Genomic DNA, 14293 nt, shown 5'->3' with positions numbered 1-14293 from the left:
CGCCTCCGTCGGCCCCGGGCTCAGCGGCCGGCACGCCCGACCAGTTCGACGACCTCCGCCAGGAATCCTTCGTCCAGCATGGTGCCGACCGCGGTGTCCTCCTGGTCCAGGCCCGTGTCGTGGCAGGCGACGGCCACCAGGTAGCCGCCCGGCAGCTCGAAGGTCCCGAAGGACCACTCGCCGTGCGAGGCGGGGGCGCCCTGCGGGGTGAGCAGGCAGGTGGCGTCCGTGTCGAAGCCGAACTGGGTGAAGCCCATGCGCATGCCCTGGCCCAGGGCCTTGGTGTACGCCTCCTTCAGCGTCCAGGTGCGCAGCAGTTGGCGCTGCTGTTCCGTTTCGGGCAGGGCGGCGATCCGGCGGCGCTCGTCCGGGGTGCACAGGTGCCGGTGGATCGCCGAGTACTGGATGCGGCGGTCGGCCCGCTCGGTGTCCACGCCGACCCGGCCACGCCGGTTGAGGCCCACCACCAGCAGGTCGCCGGTGTGGCTCAGGCTCACCTCGATCTGGTCGCAGCCGCGCAGATACGGCCGTCCGCCGGCCTTGTAGGCGAGTTCGACGGTCTCGGGCGGCGTCTGGAGTGCCGCGCCCGCGGTGTACTTGACCAGCAGCCGCGAGGCGGCGAAGCGGTCGCGTGCCTCGGGGTCGCGCAGGCCGCGCAGCCGCTGCCAGTCGCGGGCACCGAGCAGCGGGCGCAGTTCGGGGTCGGCGAAGACGGCGGGCAGCCAGTCGCGCCAGCCGGCCTGGACGACGGCGTGGCCGTGCCAGGCCATGGCCTGTCTGACCCGGCTCCAGGGGCTGTCCGGTCCCGGCATGAGGAGGGGTGCTGCGATGCCCGGCCGTGTCACGGGGTACCTGCTTCCGCCAGGGGCGTGTCATGGAGGTCGAAACTGCGGCCGGCGCGGAAGCGCGTCAGCAGTTCCTCGGTCACCCGGTCGACGCACGACGCGGGCAGCGGGGGGAGGGTGCGGCCGAGCCGGCGCCCGTACCGCTGGAGGGCGAGGAGCAGCCAGGCCGGGTCGGCGAGGAACGACGCGGTGTGCCGGTGCTGTTCCCAGGTGGCGAGCGCGGCGCCGACGGCGGACAGTACGGCGTGCCGGTCGGCGAGGGCGCACAGCACGGGGCTCGTGCGCGCGGTCGGACCGCCGGGTCCCAGGGCGCGGCAGCGGTCCCGCAGGTCGTCCAGGTCGGCCCGGAACGCGGCCGTCATGGCGCGCAGGGCGTCGCCGTACGGTCCCGGGTCGCCGGCGTCGGCCAGCCGTGTCGCCGAGGTCTGCAGCGCGGCGATCAGGAAGTCGCCGCCACCCGCGACCTCCAGGCTTCCGATGTCCAGCGGCGGCAGGATCCCCGCGTCGGTGAACAGCCCGGCGGGCGGCTCGGCCTCGCGGCCCCAGAACTGTTCCGCCAGGAGCGGTAGTTGGGGTATCACCACGGCCTGGCAGGCGGCCGTCCCGGCGTGCCCGAGTCCGGCGGCGGGCAGGTCGCGCAGCAGCTTGGACAGGGTCCCCTGGTCGGTGTCGCGGCTGTAGCCGCCGGCGCCGAGCACGGTGGCCAGCTCTTCCAGGTCGTCCCTGAGCAGGTCCGGTACCAGGTACTTGAGTTCGGCGGCGGCCAGGTGCGCGCTGCCCGGCCGGAGGGAGAGGGCGCGCAGTACGGCGGCGGCCATGCTGTCGCCCGCCAGCAGCCCGGCGAACACCCCGGCCAGTACGGGCCGTTGGCGCCCGCTGGGCGCTCCGGCGGCGAGCGTGGCGCGGACGGCGGCACGCAGCACCGTGTCCACGGAGGCGAGCACCGCACCGGTGATCAGGGTGCGGTTGAGCTGGAAGGTGCGCAGCGCGAGCCGTACGCCCGTCCCCTCCTCGCCGACCAGCGCGTCACCCGGTACGGGGCAGTCCTCGAAGGCGTATCCGGCGAACCGGCAGCCGCGCAGCCCGGTGGTGGTCCGGCGGGGCAGCAGCCGCAGGCCCTCGGACGGCAACCGGTCCGGGTCGAGCAGGAAGACGGAGTGGGCGGCGGGCCCGGGGGCCGGATCGGTACGGACGTACGCGACGACGGCACCGGCCCGCTCGGCGTTGATCACCACGTCCTTCTGGCCCTGGAGCAGATAGCCGCCGGAGTGCCCCAGGGCGGTGAGCTCACCGCGCAGCATGGCCGTGCCGTGGGCCAGTGAACGGTGCACGATCGCGGCCCGCCCGCCGGTGGCGAGCAGGCGCGCGACCGTCTCGCGCTGGGCCGGTGTGCCCGCGGCGAACACGGGGGCCGCCGCGAACAGCGAGGTGATCCCGTAGCCGAAGCCGAGGGCCGCGTCGCGGCGGAAGATGGGGCGCAGCATCCGCATCAGGCCGGACGCGTCGTGCAGCCGGCCGCCGAGCCCGGTGGGCACCAGTTCGGCGCCGAAGCCCGCCGAGTCCAGCAGGTCTTCGGCGGCGGGCAGCGGTTCGGCCCGTTCGTCGGCGGCGAGCAGGGCCTTGAAACCGACCGGGTTGCCCGGGTCGCACGGGTCGCCGAAGGCCGACTCCAGCCGTGCGGCGCGCTGTCGCGCGTCCTCCGGCGCACGGGTCGGGGCGGCGGGCACGAGGGGGGCGGCGGTCATCCGGTCAGCCCCTTTCCGCGGCGGCCGGAGCCGCCGAGACGTACAGCGGGCGGAGTTCGCCGCGCAGGTAGAGGTCGCGCATCAGGGACCGGCGCACCGTGCCGCCCGCGGTGCGGCGCACGGCGCCGGGGCGCACCAGGACCACGGCACCGGGTGCGGCGCCGGTCTCGGCGCGCAGGCAGTCGCGCACCCGCCCGGCCAGGTCCGCCAGTTGGCGCCCGGTCCAGCCCGCGCCGTGGATCTCCTGTACGGCGACGATCTCCTCGTGGTCCGGGTGCGCGGCCAGCACCACGGCGGGCCCGAACGGCGCGCCGGACCGGGCGAGCCGGCGCTCCGCCTCCCGCGGGTGCAGGGCGCGGCCGTCCACCAGCAGGTCGTCCTTGGTCCGGCCGGTCACGTAGACCGCGCCGTCCAGCAGGGCACCCAGGTCGCCGGTGCGCAGAAAACCGCGCTCGCCCGCGGCGGTGGCCCGGCCGAAGGTGTCGGCGGTCTCCAGGGGGCGGCGCCAGTAGCCCGCGGCGACGGCCGCGCCGCGGACCCAGATCTCACCGGTCCGCCCGTCGGGCAGCACCGTCGCGTCCGCCGGGTCGACGATGCGTACCGTCACGCCCGGCGCGGGGGTGCCGCCCGCGACGGTCCGCACCGGGTCGCCGAGATCGGGCGGGCGCAGTTCGCCGCGTCCGAGGGCGTCGGCCGCCACGGCGAGATGCACGGGTGGGCGCGCGGTGCTCAGTACCGAGACCGCCTCGGTGGGCCCGTGCACGGTGGTGACGGCGTCGGGGCGCAGACCGGCGGCGGCGAAGCGGCGGGCGAAGGCGGCGAGCGTGGCCGCGGCGGCCGGTTCGCCCGCGTTGACCGCCGTGCGCAGCCGGCCGAGGCCGAGGTCCGCGAGGTCCGCGTCGGTGGCCTCGGCCAGGCAGCGGGCGTACGCGGAGGCGGGGGCGGCGGTGACGGTGATGCCGTGCCGCGCCACCTCGCGCAGCCAGCGCAGCGGGGTGTCCGCGAGCAGCCCCGGGGGCATCAGCACGGCGGTGGCGCCCAGCCAGAGCGGGTGCAGCAGCTGTCCGGTCAGGCCGAGGTGGTGGTGGAGGGGCAGCCGGCCGCCGATGCGGGAGCGGCTGTCGGTGCGCAGCGCGGCGCGCAGGTCCGCCATGGCGGCGAGCAGGTTGGCGTGGGTGATCCGCACGCCGCGCGGGGCGGCGGTGGTGCCCGCGGTGTAGTGGAGCAGGGCGGTGTCCTGTCCGGTGAGGTCCGGCAGCCGCCGGCCGGCACCGTCGTCCGGCAGGCGGTCGACGGCCAGGCAGACCACGCCGGAGTGCCCGGCGCCCGCCAGGCGGCGGGAGAGTTCGGGGGCGTGCGCGGAGTCGGTGAGGGCGAGCGTCGCGCCGGTGTCCGCCGCGATCGCCGCGATGCGCTCACCGGCCGCCCCGATGGCGTCCGGCGGGGGTACCGGCACGGCGACCGCGCCCGCGTACAGGCAGCCCAGCAGCGCCTCGACCGCGGGCCGCCCGCCGTCCGCCGAGACCAGTACGGGGCTTCCGGCGGCGCCGCGGTGGGCCAGTGCGGCGGCGACGGTGCGGGCCCGGGTGTCCAGGGCGCGGTAGGTGTGGGCGGTGGCCTTCCCTGCGTCGTCCAGACAGAGCAGAGCGGTGTCGTCCGCACCGGCGGCGCAGCGTGCCGCCAGTGCGTGCGTGAAGCTCCTCGCTGGTGTCATCCCTTCTGCTCCCGGTCTGCTCGTCGGTGGTTCGGTGGGTGGGTGGCCGCGGCTGTGCGCGGGCCCGGCTGTCCGCCGTGCTCCGGCGGCCCGGCTTTCCACTCTTCATGCCCGGCCTTGACCCGTACTTGAAGCTCGGCAGGGCCGGGGCGCCCGTAAGATCACCGTCCGTGCCACTGAGCCTGATGCAGCAGTTCGTGCAGGAGCCGTTGCTCCTGGCGGCTGAGCGGGATGTCGGGGCGCAGCCGCTCCGGATGGCCCGGGGGCGGTCCGTCCGCGCCGTCCGGCAGGGTCAGGCGCAGGCCGCTGCCGAGGGCGCGCAGCCGCGCCGGTTCCGTCGGCACCGGCAGCGGCATCTCCGCCCGGCCGAGGGCCACGAAACCCGCGCCCACGTGCCGCAGCAGCCGTCCGAGCAGGCCGCGCGGGCCGCCCGGGGTCGTCGCGCGGGCCATGTCAGAGGGCACCTTCCGCCGTGCGCTGACCGTTCATGTACGCATCACCTCTTCCTCCGTCCCCGGTGGCGGACGCGGCCGGGGTGGCAGGGAGTATGAGGGGCCCGGATCGAGGGCCGGTCGTCCCGCGGTGGACGCGGTGGAGCGGCCGGCCGGAGCCGGTGCACCCGGGGACGTCGGTGCAGTCGGGCCGTTTGGTGCAGACCGGTAGCATTTGTTCCACAGTTATGCAGAATTTGATGCCGACTCAGGCAAGTCCGGGTCGCATCTGATCGACAACGGGGGAAAACGAATGGTGCGCGTGCTGATCGCCGAAGACATGCACATCCTGCGCAAGGCGCTGGTTTCACTGATCGAGCTGGAACCGGACCTCGAAGTGGTCGCCGAGCTGTCCTCCGGCGACGACATCGTGCCGGCCACGGTGGCGATGCGCCCCGACGTGGCCGTACTGGACATCGACCTGCCCGGCACCGACGGCATCACGGCGGCCGCCGCGCTGCACACCACCGTCCCGGAGTGCCGCACCCTCATCCTCACCAGCCTCGGCAGACCCGGGAACCTCCGGCGGGCGCTGGCCGCGCACGTCTCCGGCTTCCTCCCCAAGGACGCCGACCCGGACAGCCTGTGCGCCGCCATCCGGCAGGTGGCCAGGGGTGAGCGGGTGATCGACCCGCAGCTCGCGCTGGCCACCCTCGACTCCGGCCCGTCACCGCTGACCGAGCGGGAACGGGAGGTGCTGCAACTCGCGTCCGAGGGCATGGAGGCGGCCCAGATAGCCGGTCAGCTGCATCTGTCCTCCGGCACCGTGCGCAACTACCTGACCGCGGCGGTCGGCAAACTCAACGCGCGCAACCGGGTGGACGCGATCCGCATCGCACGGGAAGCGGGGTGGCTGCACCCGGTGTGAGCGCCTGTGCGTGAACCCCGCGCCAGGGTGGAGTTCACACACAGGCTCCGAGCGCCTCAGGCCGCCGCCAGGGCGACCTCGGCGGTCAGCTCGAACCAGCCGCCGGGGCGCGGGCCCGCCGTCAGGCGGCCGTTGACCGCCTGCACCCGGCTGGTCAGGTTGCCGATGCCGCTGCCCCCGTCGGCGGCCGGCGCCGTCTCCTCGGCCCGCAGCCCGTCCGCACCGTCGTTGACCAGCGTGAGCCGCACCGCCCCCGCCGTCCGCTCGGCGGTGATCCGGCACTGCTCGGCCTTGCTGTGCCGGAGCATGTTGGTCAGCCCCTCGCGCAGCATGGTCGCCAGTACGGTGTCCACGTCACCGGGCAGCTCCCCGCAGTCCAGCCGCACCGTCGCGGTGATCCCGACGCCCGCCAGCATGGCCGTGGCGTTCTCCGCCTCCGCGCTCAGACTCATCCGCCGCAGGCCCCCGGCCACCGTACGGACGTCGGCGAGCGCCTGGCGGGCGATCCGCAGCACCTCGGTCAGCTCCGCCTGCGCCCGCTCCGGCCGGTCCCGGGCGAGCCGCCGGATCAGTTCGCACTTGAGCGTGATCGCCGACAGGCTGAAGCCCAGCAGGTCGTGCAGGTCCCGGGCGAACCGCAGCCGCTCGGTGGTCACCGCGAGCCGGGCGATCTCGGCCCGCGACCAGTGCAGTTCGGTGGCGAGCTGCGCCATCCGGGAGAGGCCGAAGACGACGAGGCCGCAGATGACGATGTAGGCGGACTGGTAGACGATGTCCGTCGTCGAGCTGCCCACCGCGTACAGCGTCGCGTCGCTGCACGCCGTCACGGCCAGCAGGACCGGCCAGGCGACGACCGCGGGGAGCGCCAGCAGCGCCCCGCCGGCGAGCAGGCCCGGCAGGCCGAACCAGGTCGGGCCGAAGAAGCGGTAGGGCAGGAACTGGAGCAGCGCCTGGAGGCCGAGCACGCCGTAGCGCAGGGTGCCGGACCAGCGGGCGGTCCGGGCGAACCGCCAGTGGAAGGACTGCAGGAGCTGCACCGCCAGGCCGGCGAGCAGGCACAGCCCCATTCCGGCGGCCACCGGTGCCGGGGGCCGGTAGGACAGGGCGATCACCGAGCAGGCCAGGAAGTAGCCGACCAGCACGGCGACCGTGATGGCGCTCGCGGCCCGGGGCACCAGGTCCGGGTGGCCGGGCCGCCGGCGCCGGGCCCGGGCGGGCTGCCCGGCCTCGTCCGCGACCCGGCTCTTCGCCCGTACGCCGCGGTCCCGCTCCGGGGCGCTCTCCTGGAGCGGGACGGTCGCCCGGAGCCGGAACCAGCCGTCGTCGCCGGTCCAGGTGAGGGAGCCGCCGAGGGACCGGATGCGGCTGTCCAGGGCGGCCAGGCCGCCGTCCGCGCCGGCCTTCGGGGCGCGGGCCGCGCGCCCGGCGCCGTCGTTGGCGACCGTGAGCCGCACCGCGCCGCCGTGGCGCACTGCCCGGAGCACGCACTGCTCGGCCTTGCTGTGCCGGAGCAGGTTCGTCAGGCCCTCGCGCAGCACGGCCGCCAGCGCGGTGTCCACGGCCGCGGGCAGGTCGCCGCAGTCGCACGTCAGACGGGTGCGGATGCCGGCGGCGGAGAGCATCGAGACGGCGGCCTCGGCCTCGCCGGTCAGCGACATCTCGCGGTAGCCGCGGCTGACCGAGCGGACGTCGGCCAGCGCCTTCCTGGACGTCGTGAGGATGCCGGTGAGTTCCTCGTGCGCCTTGGCCGGCGCGTCCGCGAGCAGCCGGTAGGCCAGCTCGCACTTGAGGGTGACCGAGGACAGGCTGAAGCCCAGCACGTCGTGCAGGTCCCGGGCGAACCGCAGCCGTTCACCGGCGACGGCCAGCCGCGACAGCTGCGCGCGGGAGCGGTGCAGCTGGCCGATCATCTCGGACATCCGGGACAGCCCGATGACGATGAGCGGGATCAGGACCGCCTCGACCATGTTGTACGCGGTGGTGTTCGCGTCGTAGCCGAGGTACCGGAACAGGGCCCAGTTGCTGAGCACCGTCACCCCGAACAGCGGCCAGCCGACGGCCGCCGGGAAGACCAGCACGGCCGAGGCGCTGAGGAACGAGATCATCCCGCCCCAGGCGTCCCCGAACACGCTCAGCGGGGCGTACGCGAGCACGGCCTGTGCGGCCCAGGTCGCGTACCGGTGGCGGGCCAGCTGCGGCAGCAGCCGCGGAAAGGAGTGGCTGAGCTGGAGCCCCATGGTGAGGGCGAAGCCGAGCACCGCGCCGACGCGCTCCCACTCGGGCGGGTTCTCCGCCCAGACGAAGGAGCCGTCGATCACGAAGAAGCCCACCAGCACCACCGCGGTGATGATGACCGCTTTGCGTGGCGGCAGCGCCGGTCTGCCGGCCTCCGCGGTCTCACCGCCCGGTCGAACGACCGCATAAGTCGTCACATGTCCCCCATAGTCCGCAGTGCTCGGTCGAAGCACTCATCCTCCCCGGATCATAAGGAATCCGGTTCGCCCGCCGACAGCCGTGTGCGCGGCAGCTGCGCAGGTCGGAGGCGGGTCAGACGCCGTCCGGCGCCAGCATCCCGGCGGCGGCGACATAGCTGCGGGCCGCCCGGACGGCGGCCGGCGGCAGGGGTGCCCCGCCCGGCGGAACAGGAGCGCCGCCCCTGCCGCGCCACTGCGCGAGCAACTGGTCCGCGTCGGGACCGTGCAGTTCGACGCGGTGGTCGGAATCCCTGGACAGCAGTACCTGGTCGCGCCCCGAAGGGCGCAGTAACACCCCGTCCCGCAGCCGGGCCCCGCCACCGGGCGCGTCCGCGGCCGGGCGGAACCGCGCGTGCCTGGTCACCGGCACCACGCTCAGCAGCGGCACGGCGCCCACCACCAGGTGGCGGGCCACCACGTGCTCCAGCTCCGCCAGCGCCGTCAGCAGCTCCCGCGAGGCGTCGTCCCAGCGTTCCTCGGGCACGTCGAAGCCCGGGAAGCCGGGCACCACGTTGGCCAGGGAGACCGGGCCGAGCAGCATCCGGCGCAGTGCCTCGCGCAGGTTGCGGCCCGGCCCGGCCGCCGCCAGCTCCCCCCACGGTGTCCGCAGCACCACACGCTCGCCGAACTCGACGGTGACGTCCTCACGCAGCGACCAGAACTCGGAGAGCTCCGGCGCCGCCAGGCGGTCGATGCGCATGGGGGTCCTTCCACGGTGGGGGCGGGGTCAGAGGAAGAGCGGTACGGGATTGAGGTCCGCGTACCGGGTCGGCGCGGCCAGCCGGCCGAGCGCGACGGGTACGTCGAAGAGCCGGCCGGGCGCGAAGCGCGCCCAGTGCGGCCGCAGGCCCGGCACCACGACCTTGACCACCGGCAGCCCGACGTCGGGCCGCGTCTGGTCCAGGACGAGCAGTTCCATGTCCTTTTCCCGCAGCAGGGCCACGGCGGCCTCGATGTCCTCGTACAGGTCGTCGCGCGGGGTGTAGGGGTGGGTCCCGGGTCCGGTGGGGGTGCGCCCGTCCGGGAGCAGGTAGGGGTGCCCGGCGACGGTCGCCGTGCCCAGCCAGTCCCGGAGGTCCGGATCGTCGGCCGCGGCTCGGAACGCACCCCCGCGTGCGTCCACCACGTGCGGCATCATCTGGTTCAGCTCGGTCAGGGCACGGCGCAGGGCGATCCGCGGATCGAAGTGCGCGCCGAACCCGAACATGATGTCCTCGGTCCCCGGGTCGGTGCGGCGCGAGACGGCCGCCATCACCGGTATGCCGAGGTCGGCGGTCAGGTCGAGCACCCACACGGAGCGGTGCAGCGCCGCGTGCACGGCCCGCAGTTCGCCGATCCACGGGTCGGCGAAGGCGTCGAGGTCGACGGCGGGCTGCCGGGTGCGGTTGTACCACCACAGGGCGAGCGCGTCGCGTTCGACCAGTTCCAGGAAGCCCTGGAGCACCGCGTCCTCCAGGGTGCCGCCGGCGGCGGTGCCGTTGGAGGTGGCCAGGCAGGAGACGCGGCCGGGCTCCTGGGGAACGCCGTAGTACAGCAGCGCTGTCGGCAGCAGCTTGTGCCGCTGTCCGGTCACCGACCACACCGGCGTCCAGTCGGTCGGCGCGTCCTCGTCGAACGGGTCGCAGACGTGCTGGAAGGGGGCGTGTGCGGCGTTCCACGCGGCCCGGTCCGCGTACTGGCGCGGATCGTAGAGCTGTACGGAGTCCGGGTGGACCGCTTCGGCGGCCAGCTCGCGGTAGCTGCCGCGCACCGTCGCCTCGCCGCCCTCGAAGTGCCCGGAGTGGCGCTCCAGCGCTTCGGCGAACGCGCCCACCCTGGCCTGTACGGCGGTGGTGCCCTTGCCTCCGCAGGTGGCGCGCAGACCGGCCCGGATCGTGCCGAGCCCGTGCGCGCCGGCGGCCGGGTTGGTGCCCGCCTGGAAGGAGTTGAAGAACTCCGGGCCGCGCGGGTCGCGGCGCACGTCGCGGACCAGGCCGGTGACCGGGTCGAGCAAGTGGCCGTAGCGGTCCAGCAGTTGCTCGGGCGAGACGGCGCGGTGGCCGCCGCCCGCCGTGTCGCGCTTGGCGCGTGGACGGAGCACGACCGGGGCCCGCACCTGGGCGGCCGTCATGCCGGGCGTACCGCAGGTGGGGCACTGGGGCCTGCGCCGTACCGGGTGGAGCGCGCTTTCCAGGGTCAGTCCGTCGAACGTGCGCAGCGCCTGCTGGCCGGCGTGCCGGTAGCCGGTGAGCCACTTGGCGGATTCGAGCGCGGCCAGGTGCAGCGCGGCGAGGCGGGCGGCGGGCAGGGAGCAGGAGGGACGCGGCACCGGGCCGGTACGGCCCAGCATGCGCTGGACGTGGGCCTCCACCGGCCGGGTGCGCCACAGCCGTTCGGCCAGGCAGGACCAGCAGGGGCCGTCGGGGTCGCCGAAGAACGGGCCGATCCACTGCTCGGTGCCCCCGGCCTTCACCGGCAGCCAGCGGCGGCCCGCCGCGCGCAGTTCGGCGTCCACGGCCGCGAGGGCGGGGTCGAGGTAGTCGTCGCAGAGGACCACCGTGAGGGCGGCGGGCGCGTCGCCGGTGCCGGGCCCGGCGGCCGTCAGGCCGGTGGCGGCCAGACAGGCGGTCAGTTCCGCCGCGCCGGCGCCGCTGCCGACCGAGCGGGTGGCGACCGTTCCGGTGGCGCGGGCGGCCATCGCCTCGGCGCCGTCCAGCCCGGCCGCTTCCCAGTACGCCAGCTCGGCGGCCTCCTGCGCGGTCACGGCCGGGCGGCTGCGGCCGCACAGCAGTCCGGCGCCGCTCAGGCGGGACATCAGGCGGGCGGTCTGCCCGTCGGGCAGGGCGCCCGCGGCCTCCCGGGCGATCCGGTCGAGGGGCCGGGTGCCGTCGAGCAGGGGCGCGAGGCGGGCGATCTGCTCGCCGTGCAGCGCGGTCACCCGCTGGTCGGAGATGAGGTAGACCGCTTCGCCCGGCACCTGTTCGACCCGCAGGTGCGGTTTGAACCCCAGCAGCGGGGCAGCGGTGGCGGGGGCGCCCATCAGGCGGCGTACCCGGCGGGCCCGTCGGCCGGCGACGCGGCCGGCGCGATGTGCGAGGCGAGGCACAGGCGGGCGGCGGGGCCCGGCCCGGTCTGCCCGAACTCCTCGATGACCAGGTCGTCCTGGACCGCAACGGCGTACGTGGTGTTCGTCAGCATGATCGTCATCCCTGGGTCGGTGATCGGGGGGTGTGACAGCCGGCGCTCGACTCCCGGTCGGGCCGGCCTGGAGAACTCTGCCGTGCCGGCCGCTTCGCCCCCAGTGCCGTGATCACGGGATGCACATGAAACTTTCACACCCGGCGCAGGAGAGGCACACGCCGGGTTCGGTAGCCCGGCACTGTTCGCGACGGCCCGCGCACTGAAGACTTCGCAGGAGTTCAACAAGAGGTCCCGCCGACTCCGAACCCATCGGGCGGCCGGCGGAACCGACACCGGAGGAACCCCCATGGAGATCAAGGTGCTCGGCCCCCTGGTGGCCGAGACGGGTGGCACGTCGATCGTCCCGAGCGCCGGCAAGCCCCGGCAGATCCTGGCGCTGCTGTCGGTCAACGCCAACCAGGTCATGCCCGTACCGACACTGATGGAGGAGATCTGGGGCGACGGGATGCCGCGCAGCGCGCTCACCACGCTCCAGACGTACATCCTCCAGCTGCGCCGGCTCATCGGCGCCGCGCTGGGCCCGGACAGTCCGTACACCGCCCGGGACGTCCTGGCGACCCGGCACGGCGGGTACCTGCTGGACGTCCAGCCCGGCGCGGTGGACGTGCACGAGTACGACCGGCTGGTGGCCGGCGGCCGGAGCGCGGCCGACCGCGGCGACGACGCGGGCGCCGCCGCGCTGTACCGCGAGGCGCTCGCCGTCTGGCGCGGCCCCGCCCTGGTCGACGTCCGGCTCGGCCCGCTGCTGGAGATCGAGCTGGTGCGGCTGGAGGAGAGCCGGCTCGGGGTGCTGGAGCAGCGGATCGACGCCGATCTGCGGCTCGGGCGGCACATGCAGCTGCTCGCGGAGCTGACGTCGCTGACGGCCCGTCACCCGCTGCACGAGGGCCTGCACGCGCAGTGCATGGTGGCGCTCTACCGGTCCGGCCGGCAGTGGCAGGCGCTGGACGTCTACCAGAACCTGCGCCGCGGGCTCGCCGACGAGCTGGGCCTCGACCCGTCGGTACGGCTGCGGCAGCTGCACCGCGCGGTGCTCGCCGGCGACCCGGCGCTGGACTTCGCGGCGGACGGGCGGCGGTCGGCGCTGGACCTCTTCGCCGCCTGACGGCCGGTCCGCACACCGGCCCCACCCCACACCCCCACACCCCCGCCGCGTCCCGCGCGCGGAACCCCGCCCTTGGAGCCCGTCTCCGAGCCCCGGCACGGCGCCCGCCGCCCGGCCGTGGTTCGGACATGGGCTCCGGCCTCCCACAGGGGCGGGCTCCGGCGCGGGCGGGACTCGATCGGCCCTCCAGTCCGGCCCCGCACAGTGCCCGGCAACGTCCCGCCGCCCCCGCGGACCGGGACGGCCGACCGACACCTGGGGGTTACCTTGCGAGTCATCGACCTCTCGTCGCCCGTGGACGCGTCCGGCTGGGAGCCGGACCCGGTCGTCCACGAGATCATGACGCCCGCGGAGGGCGCCGTGCACATGGCGGCGGAGATGAAGGAACACTTCGGCCTGGACTTCGACCCGGCCGACCTGCCCGGCGGCGAGCTGCTGTCGCTGGACACGCTCACCCTGACCAGCCACACCGGCACCCACGTGGACGCGCCCTCGCACTACGGCTCCCAGGGCGCCTACGGCAGGCCGCGGCACATCGACGAGATGCCGCTGGACTGGTTCCTGCGGCCCGCCGTGGTGCTCGACGTGCGCGACGCGGGCACCGGCGTCATCGGCGCCGACCGCGTCGCCGAGGCGCTGGCCGCGACCGGCTACGACGTACAGCCGCTGGACATCGTGCTGCTGCACACCGGCGCGGCCCGGCACGCGGGCACCCAGCGCTACTTCACCGACTTCGCCGGCCTCGACGGGCCCGCCACCGACTACCTCCTCGACCTGGGCGTACGGGTCATCGGCACGGACGCCTGGAGCCTGGACGCGCCCTTCGGGCACATGATCCGGTCCTTCCAGGAGACCGGCGACCGCTCGGTGCTGTGGCCCGCCCACTTCGCGGGGCGGCGCCGGGAGTACTGCCAGGTGGAGCGGCTGGCCCAGCTGGACGCGCTGCCCGCGCACGGGTTCCGGGTGGCCTGCTTCCCCGTGAAGATCGCCGGTGCGGGAGCGGGCTGGACCCGGGCCGTCGCCCTGATCGACGCGTGACGGCCGGCCCCCGCGGCCACTCCCCCGCCGCACCCTGGCTGTTCTGCTTCCACCACGCGGGCGCCGGTGTCTCCTCCTTCGCCCGCTGGCAGCGGGTGCTCGGGGACGCCGCCGAGGTCGTCCCGGTGCTGCTGCCGGGCCGCGGCCCGCGGGCGAAGGAGCGCCGCATCACCGACCCCGCCGAACTGATGGCCGAGCTAAGCGAGTTGATCACGCCGCTGCTCGGCGGGCGCCCGTACCTGCTGTACGGGCACAGCCTCGGCGGCCTGGTCGCGCACGCCCTGACCAGGACGCTGGAGGAGGAGGGCCAGCCGCCGCCCGCGCGGGTGGTCATCGGCGCCGTACCGCCGCCGCACCTGCGCAACCCGCTGCTGCGGGCCGCCGGGCTGCCGGACCGGGAGCTGCTGGAGGTGCTGGTGCGGTACGGGGCCGCGCCGCCCGAGGCGGTCGGCCGGGACGCCTCCCTGTGGCAGCGGCACGTGATGCCGGCGCTCCGCGACGACCTGCGGCTCGGCGAGGCGCTGTGCCGGGTCAACGCCCGCGCCGCCGTACGGACCCCGCTGCTGGCGCTGGCCGGCCGGGACGACCCGATCGCGCCGCTGACCGAGATGGCCGAGTGGGCCGACTACGCGCAGGACCGGTTCCGGCTCGAAGGGCTGACCGGCGGCCACTACTTCGTCCGCGGGCGGACCGTGCCCGAGCTGCTGCGCAAGGTCGCCGACGAGGCGCGAGCGGCGGTCCAACCCGAGTCGAGCGGGCGTCAAGAGGGCCGGGCGACGCTGAGCGCACCAGCGGACCGAGCAGAGAGGTGACGCAGCCATGCTGCATTCTCC

Annotated in this window: 12 protein-coding genes; 4 read left to right on the top strand and 8 right to left on the bottom strand. The window is 75.1% G+C overall.

Going from position 1 to position 14293, the window contains the following annotated elements; all coding sequences use genetic code 11:
* Positions 1-20: 20 nt before the first annotated feature.
* From ACH4FX_RS33875 to ACH4FX_RS33860, 4 genes are all read right to left on the bottom strand, one after another.
* On the bottom strand, positions 21-845 hold the full coding sequence (locus tag ACH4FX_RS33875; protein ID WP_398485278.1) for a 4'-phosphopantetheinyl transferase family protein: 825 nt from the start codon (positions 843-845) through the stop codon (positions 21-23).
* Positions 842-2590, bottom strand: coding sequence for an acyl-CoA dehydrogenase (locus ACH4FX_RS33870; RefSeq protein WP_398485277.1), 1749 nt, complete (start codon positions 2588-2590; stop codon positions 842-844). The genes ACH4FX_RS33875 and ACH4FX_RS33870 overlap by 4 nt, the downstream gene beginning before the upstream one ends.
* 4 nt (positions 2591-2594) lie before the next feature.
* Positions 2595-4304 (bottom strand): AMP-binding protein, encoded by a 1710-nt coding sequence (locus tag ACH4FX_RS33865; protein WP_398485276.1) that lies wholly within the window; start codon positions 4302-4304, stop codon positions 2595-2597.
* A gap of 161 nt (positions 4305-4465) precedes the next feature.
* Positions 4466-4756 carry a DUF6059 family protein gene (locus tag ACH4FX_RS33860; RefSeq protein WP_398485275.1) on the bottom strand — a complete coding sequence of 97 codons (291 nt, stop codon included), beginning with the start codon at positions 4754-4756 and terminating at the stop codon, positions 4466-4468.
* 292 nt (positions 4757-5048) lie between these two features.
* Between ACH4FX_RS33860 and ACH4FX_RS33855 the strand changes: the two genes are divergently transcribed.
* Complete coding sequence (locus ACH4FX_RS33855) at positions 5049-5663, top strand: DNA-binding response regulator (RefSeq protein WP_398485274.1); 615 nt, start codon at positions 5049-5051, stop codon at positions 5661-5663.
* 56 nt (positions 5664-5719) lie between these two features.
* Here the strand turns inward: ACH4FX_RS33855 and ACH4FX_RS33850 are convergent, their stop codons facing one another.
* The 4 genes from ACH4FX_RS33850 to ACH4FX_RS33835 all read right to left on the bottom strand — a co-directional run bounded on the left by ACH4FX_RS33850 (position 5720) and on the right by ACH4FX_RS33835 (position 11314).
* On the bottom strand, positions 5720-8095 hold the full coding sequence (locus ACH4FX_RS33850) for a sensor histidine kinase (RefSeq protein WP_398485273.1): 2376 nt from the start codon (positions 8093-8095) through the stop codon (positions 5720-5722).
* Between the two features lie 115 nt (positions 8096-8210).
* Positions 8211-8837 carry a hypothetical protein gene (locus ACH4FX_RS33845; protein ID WP_398485272.1) on the bottom strand — a complete coding sequence of 209 codons (627 nt, stop codon included), beginning with the start codon at positions 8835-8837 and terminating at the stop codon, positions 8211-8213.
* A 27-nt stretch (positions 8838-8864) separates the two neighbouring features.
* Positions 8865-11156, bottom strand: coding sequence for a TOMM precursor leader peptide-binding protein (locus ACH4FX_RS33840; protein ID WP_398485271.1), 2292 nt, complete (start codon positions 11154-11156; stop codon positions 8865-8867).
* The gene (locus tag ACH4FX_RS33835; protein WP_398485270.1) at positions 11156-11314 is read right to left on the bottom strand and encodes a hypothetical protein; all 159 of its coding nucleotides are present in this window, start codon (positions 11312-11314) and stop codon (positions 11156-11158) included. The genes ACH4FX_RS33840 and ACH4FX_RS33835 overlap by 1 nt, the downstream gene beginning before the upstream one ends.
* 289 nt (positions 11315-11603) lie before the next feature.
* Between ACH4FX_RS33835 and ACH4FX_RS33830 the strand changes: the two genes are divergently transcribed.
* From ACH4FX_RS33830 to ACH4FX_RS33820, 3 genes are all read left to right on the top strand, one after another.
* Positions 11604-12422, top strand: a complete 819-nt coding sequence (locus ACH4FX_RS33830; protein WP_398485269.1) for a BTAD domain-containing putative transcriptional regulator — start codon at positions 11604-11606, stop codon at positions 12420-12422.
* 267 nt (positions 12423-12689) lie between these two features.
* A complete protein-coding gene (locus ACH4FX_RS33825; protein WP_398485268.1) occupies positions 12690-13460 on the top strand; it encodes a cyclase family protein in 771 nt (256 codons plus the stop codon).
* Positions 13457-14272 carry a thioesterase II family protein gene (locus ACH4FX_RS33820; protein ID WP_398485267.1) on the top strand — a complete coding sequence of 272 codons (816 nt, stop codon included), beginning with the start codon at positions 13457-13459 and terminating at the stop codon, positions 14270-14272. The genes ACH4FX_RS33825 and ACH4FX_RS33820 overlap by 4 nt, the downstream gene beginning before the upstream one ends.
* Positions 14273-14293 lie beyond the last annotated feature (21 nt).

The sequence above is a fragment of the Streptomyces sp. NPDC018019 genome, from assembly GCF_044327805.1.
Lineage (GTDB): Bacteria > Actinomycetota > Actinomycetes > Streptomycetales > Streptomycetaceae > Streptomyces.
The sequence above is the reverse complement of the archived record's forward strand: the minus strand, read 5'-3'. Positions and strand labels throughout refer to the sequence as shown.

Excerpts from the sequence above, each read along its gene's own strand:
- ACH4FX_RS33870 (WP_398485277.1), bottom strand. The coding sequence starts at position 2,590 with ATGACCGCCGCCCCCCTCGTGCCCGCCGCCCCGACCCGTGCGCCGGAG.
- ACH4FX_RS33830 (WP_398485269.1), top strand. The coding sequence starts at position 11,604 with ATGGAGATCAAGGTGCTCGGCCCCCTGGTGGCCGAGACGGGTGGCACG.
- ACH4FX_RS33860 (WP_398485275.1), bottom strand. The coding sequence starts at position 4,756 with ATGGCCCGCGCGACGACCCCGGGCGGCCCGCGCGGCCTGCTCGGACGG.
- ACH4FX_RS33840 (WP_398485271.1), bottom strand. The coding sequence starts at position 11,156 with ATGGGCGCCCCCGCCACCGCTGCCCCGCTGCTGGGGTTCAAACCGCAC.
- ACH4FX_RS33845 (WP_398485272.1), bottom strand. The coding sequence starts at position 8,837 with ATGCGCATCGACCGCCTGGCGGCGCCGGAGCTCTCCGAGTTCTGGTCG.
- ACH4FX_RS33865 (WP_398485276.1), bottom strand. The coding sequence starts at position 4,304 with ATGACACCAGCGAGGAGCTTCACGCACGCACTGGCGGCACGCTGCGCC.
- ACH4FX_RS33835 (WP_398485270.1), bottom strand. The coding sequence starts at position 11,314 with ATGCTGACGAACACCACGTACGCCGTTGCGGTCCAGGACGACCTGGTC.
- ACH4FX_RS33855 (WP_398485274.1), top strand. The coding sequence starts at position 5,049 with ATGGTGCGCGTGCTGATCGCCGAAGACATGCACATCCTGCGCAAGGCG.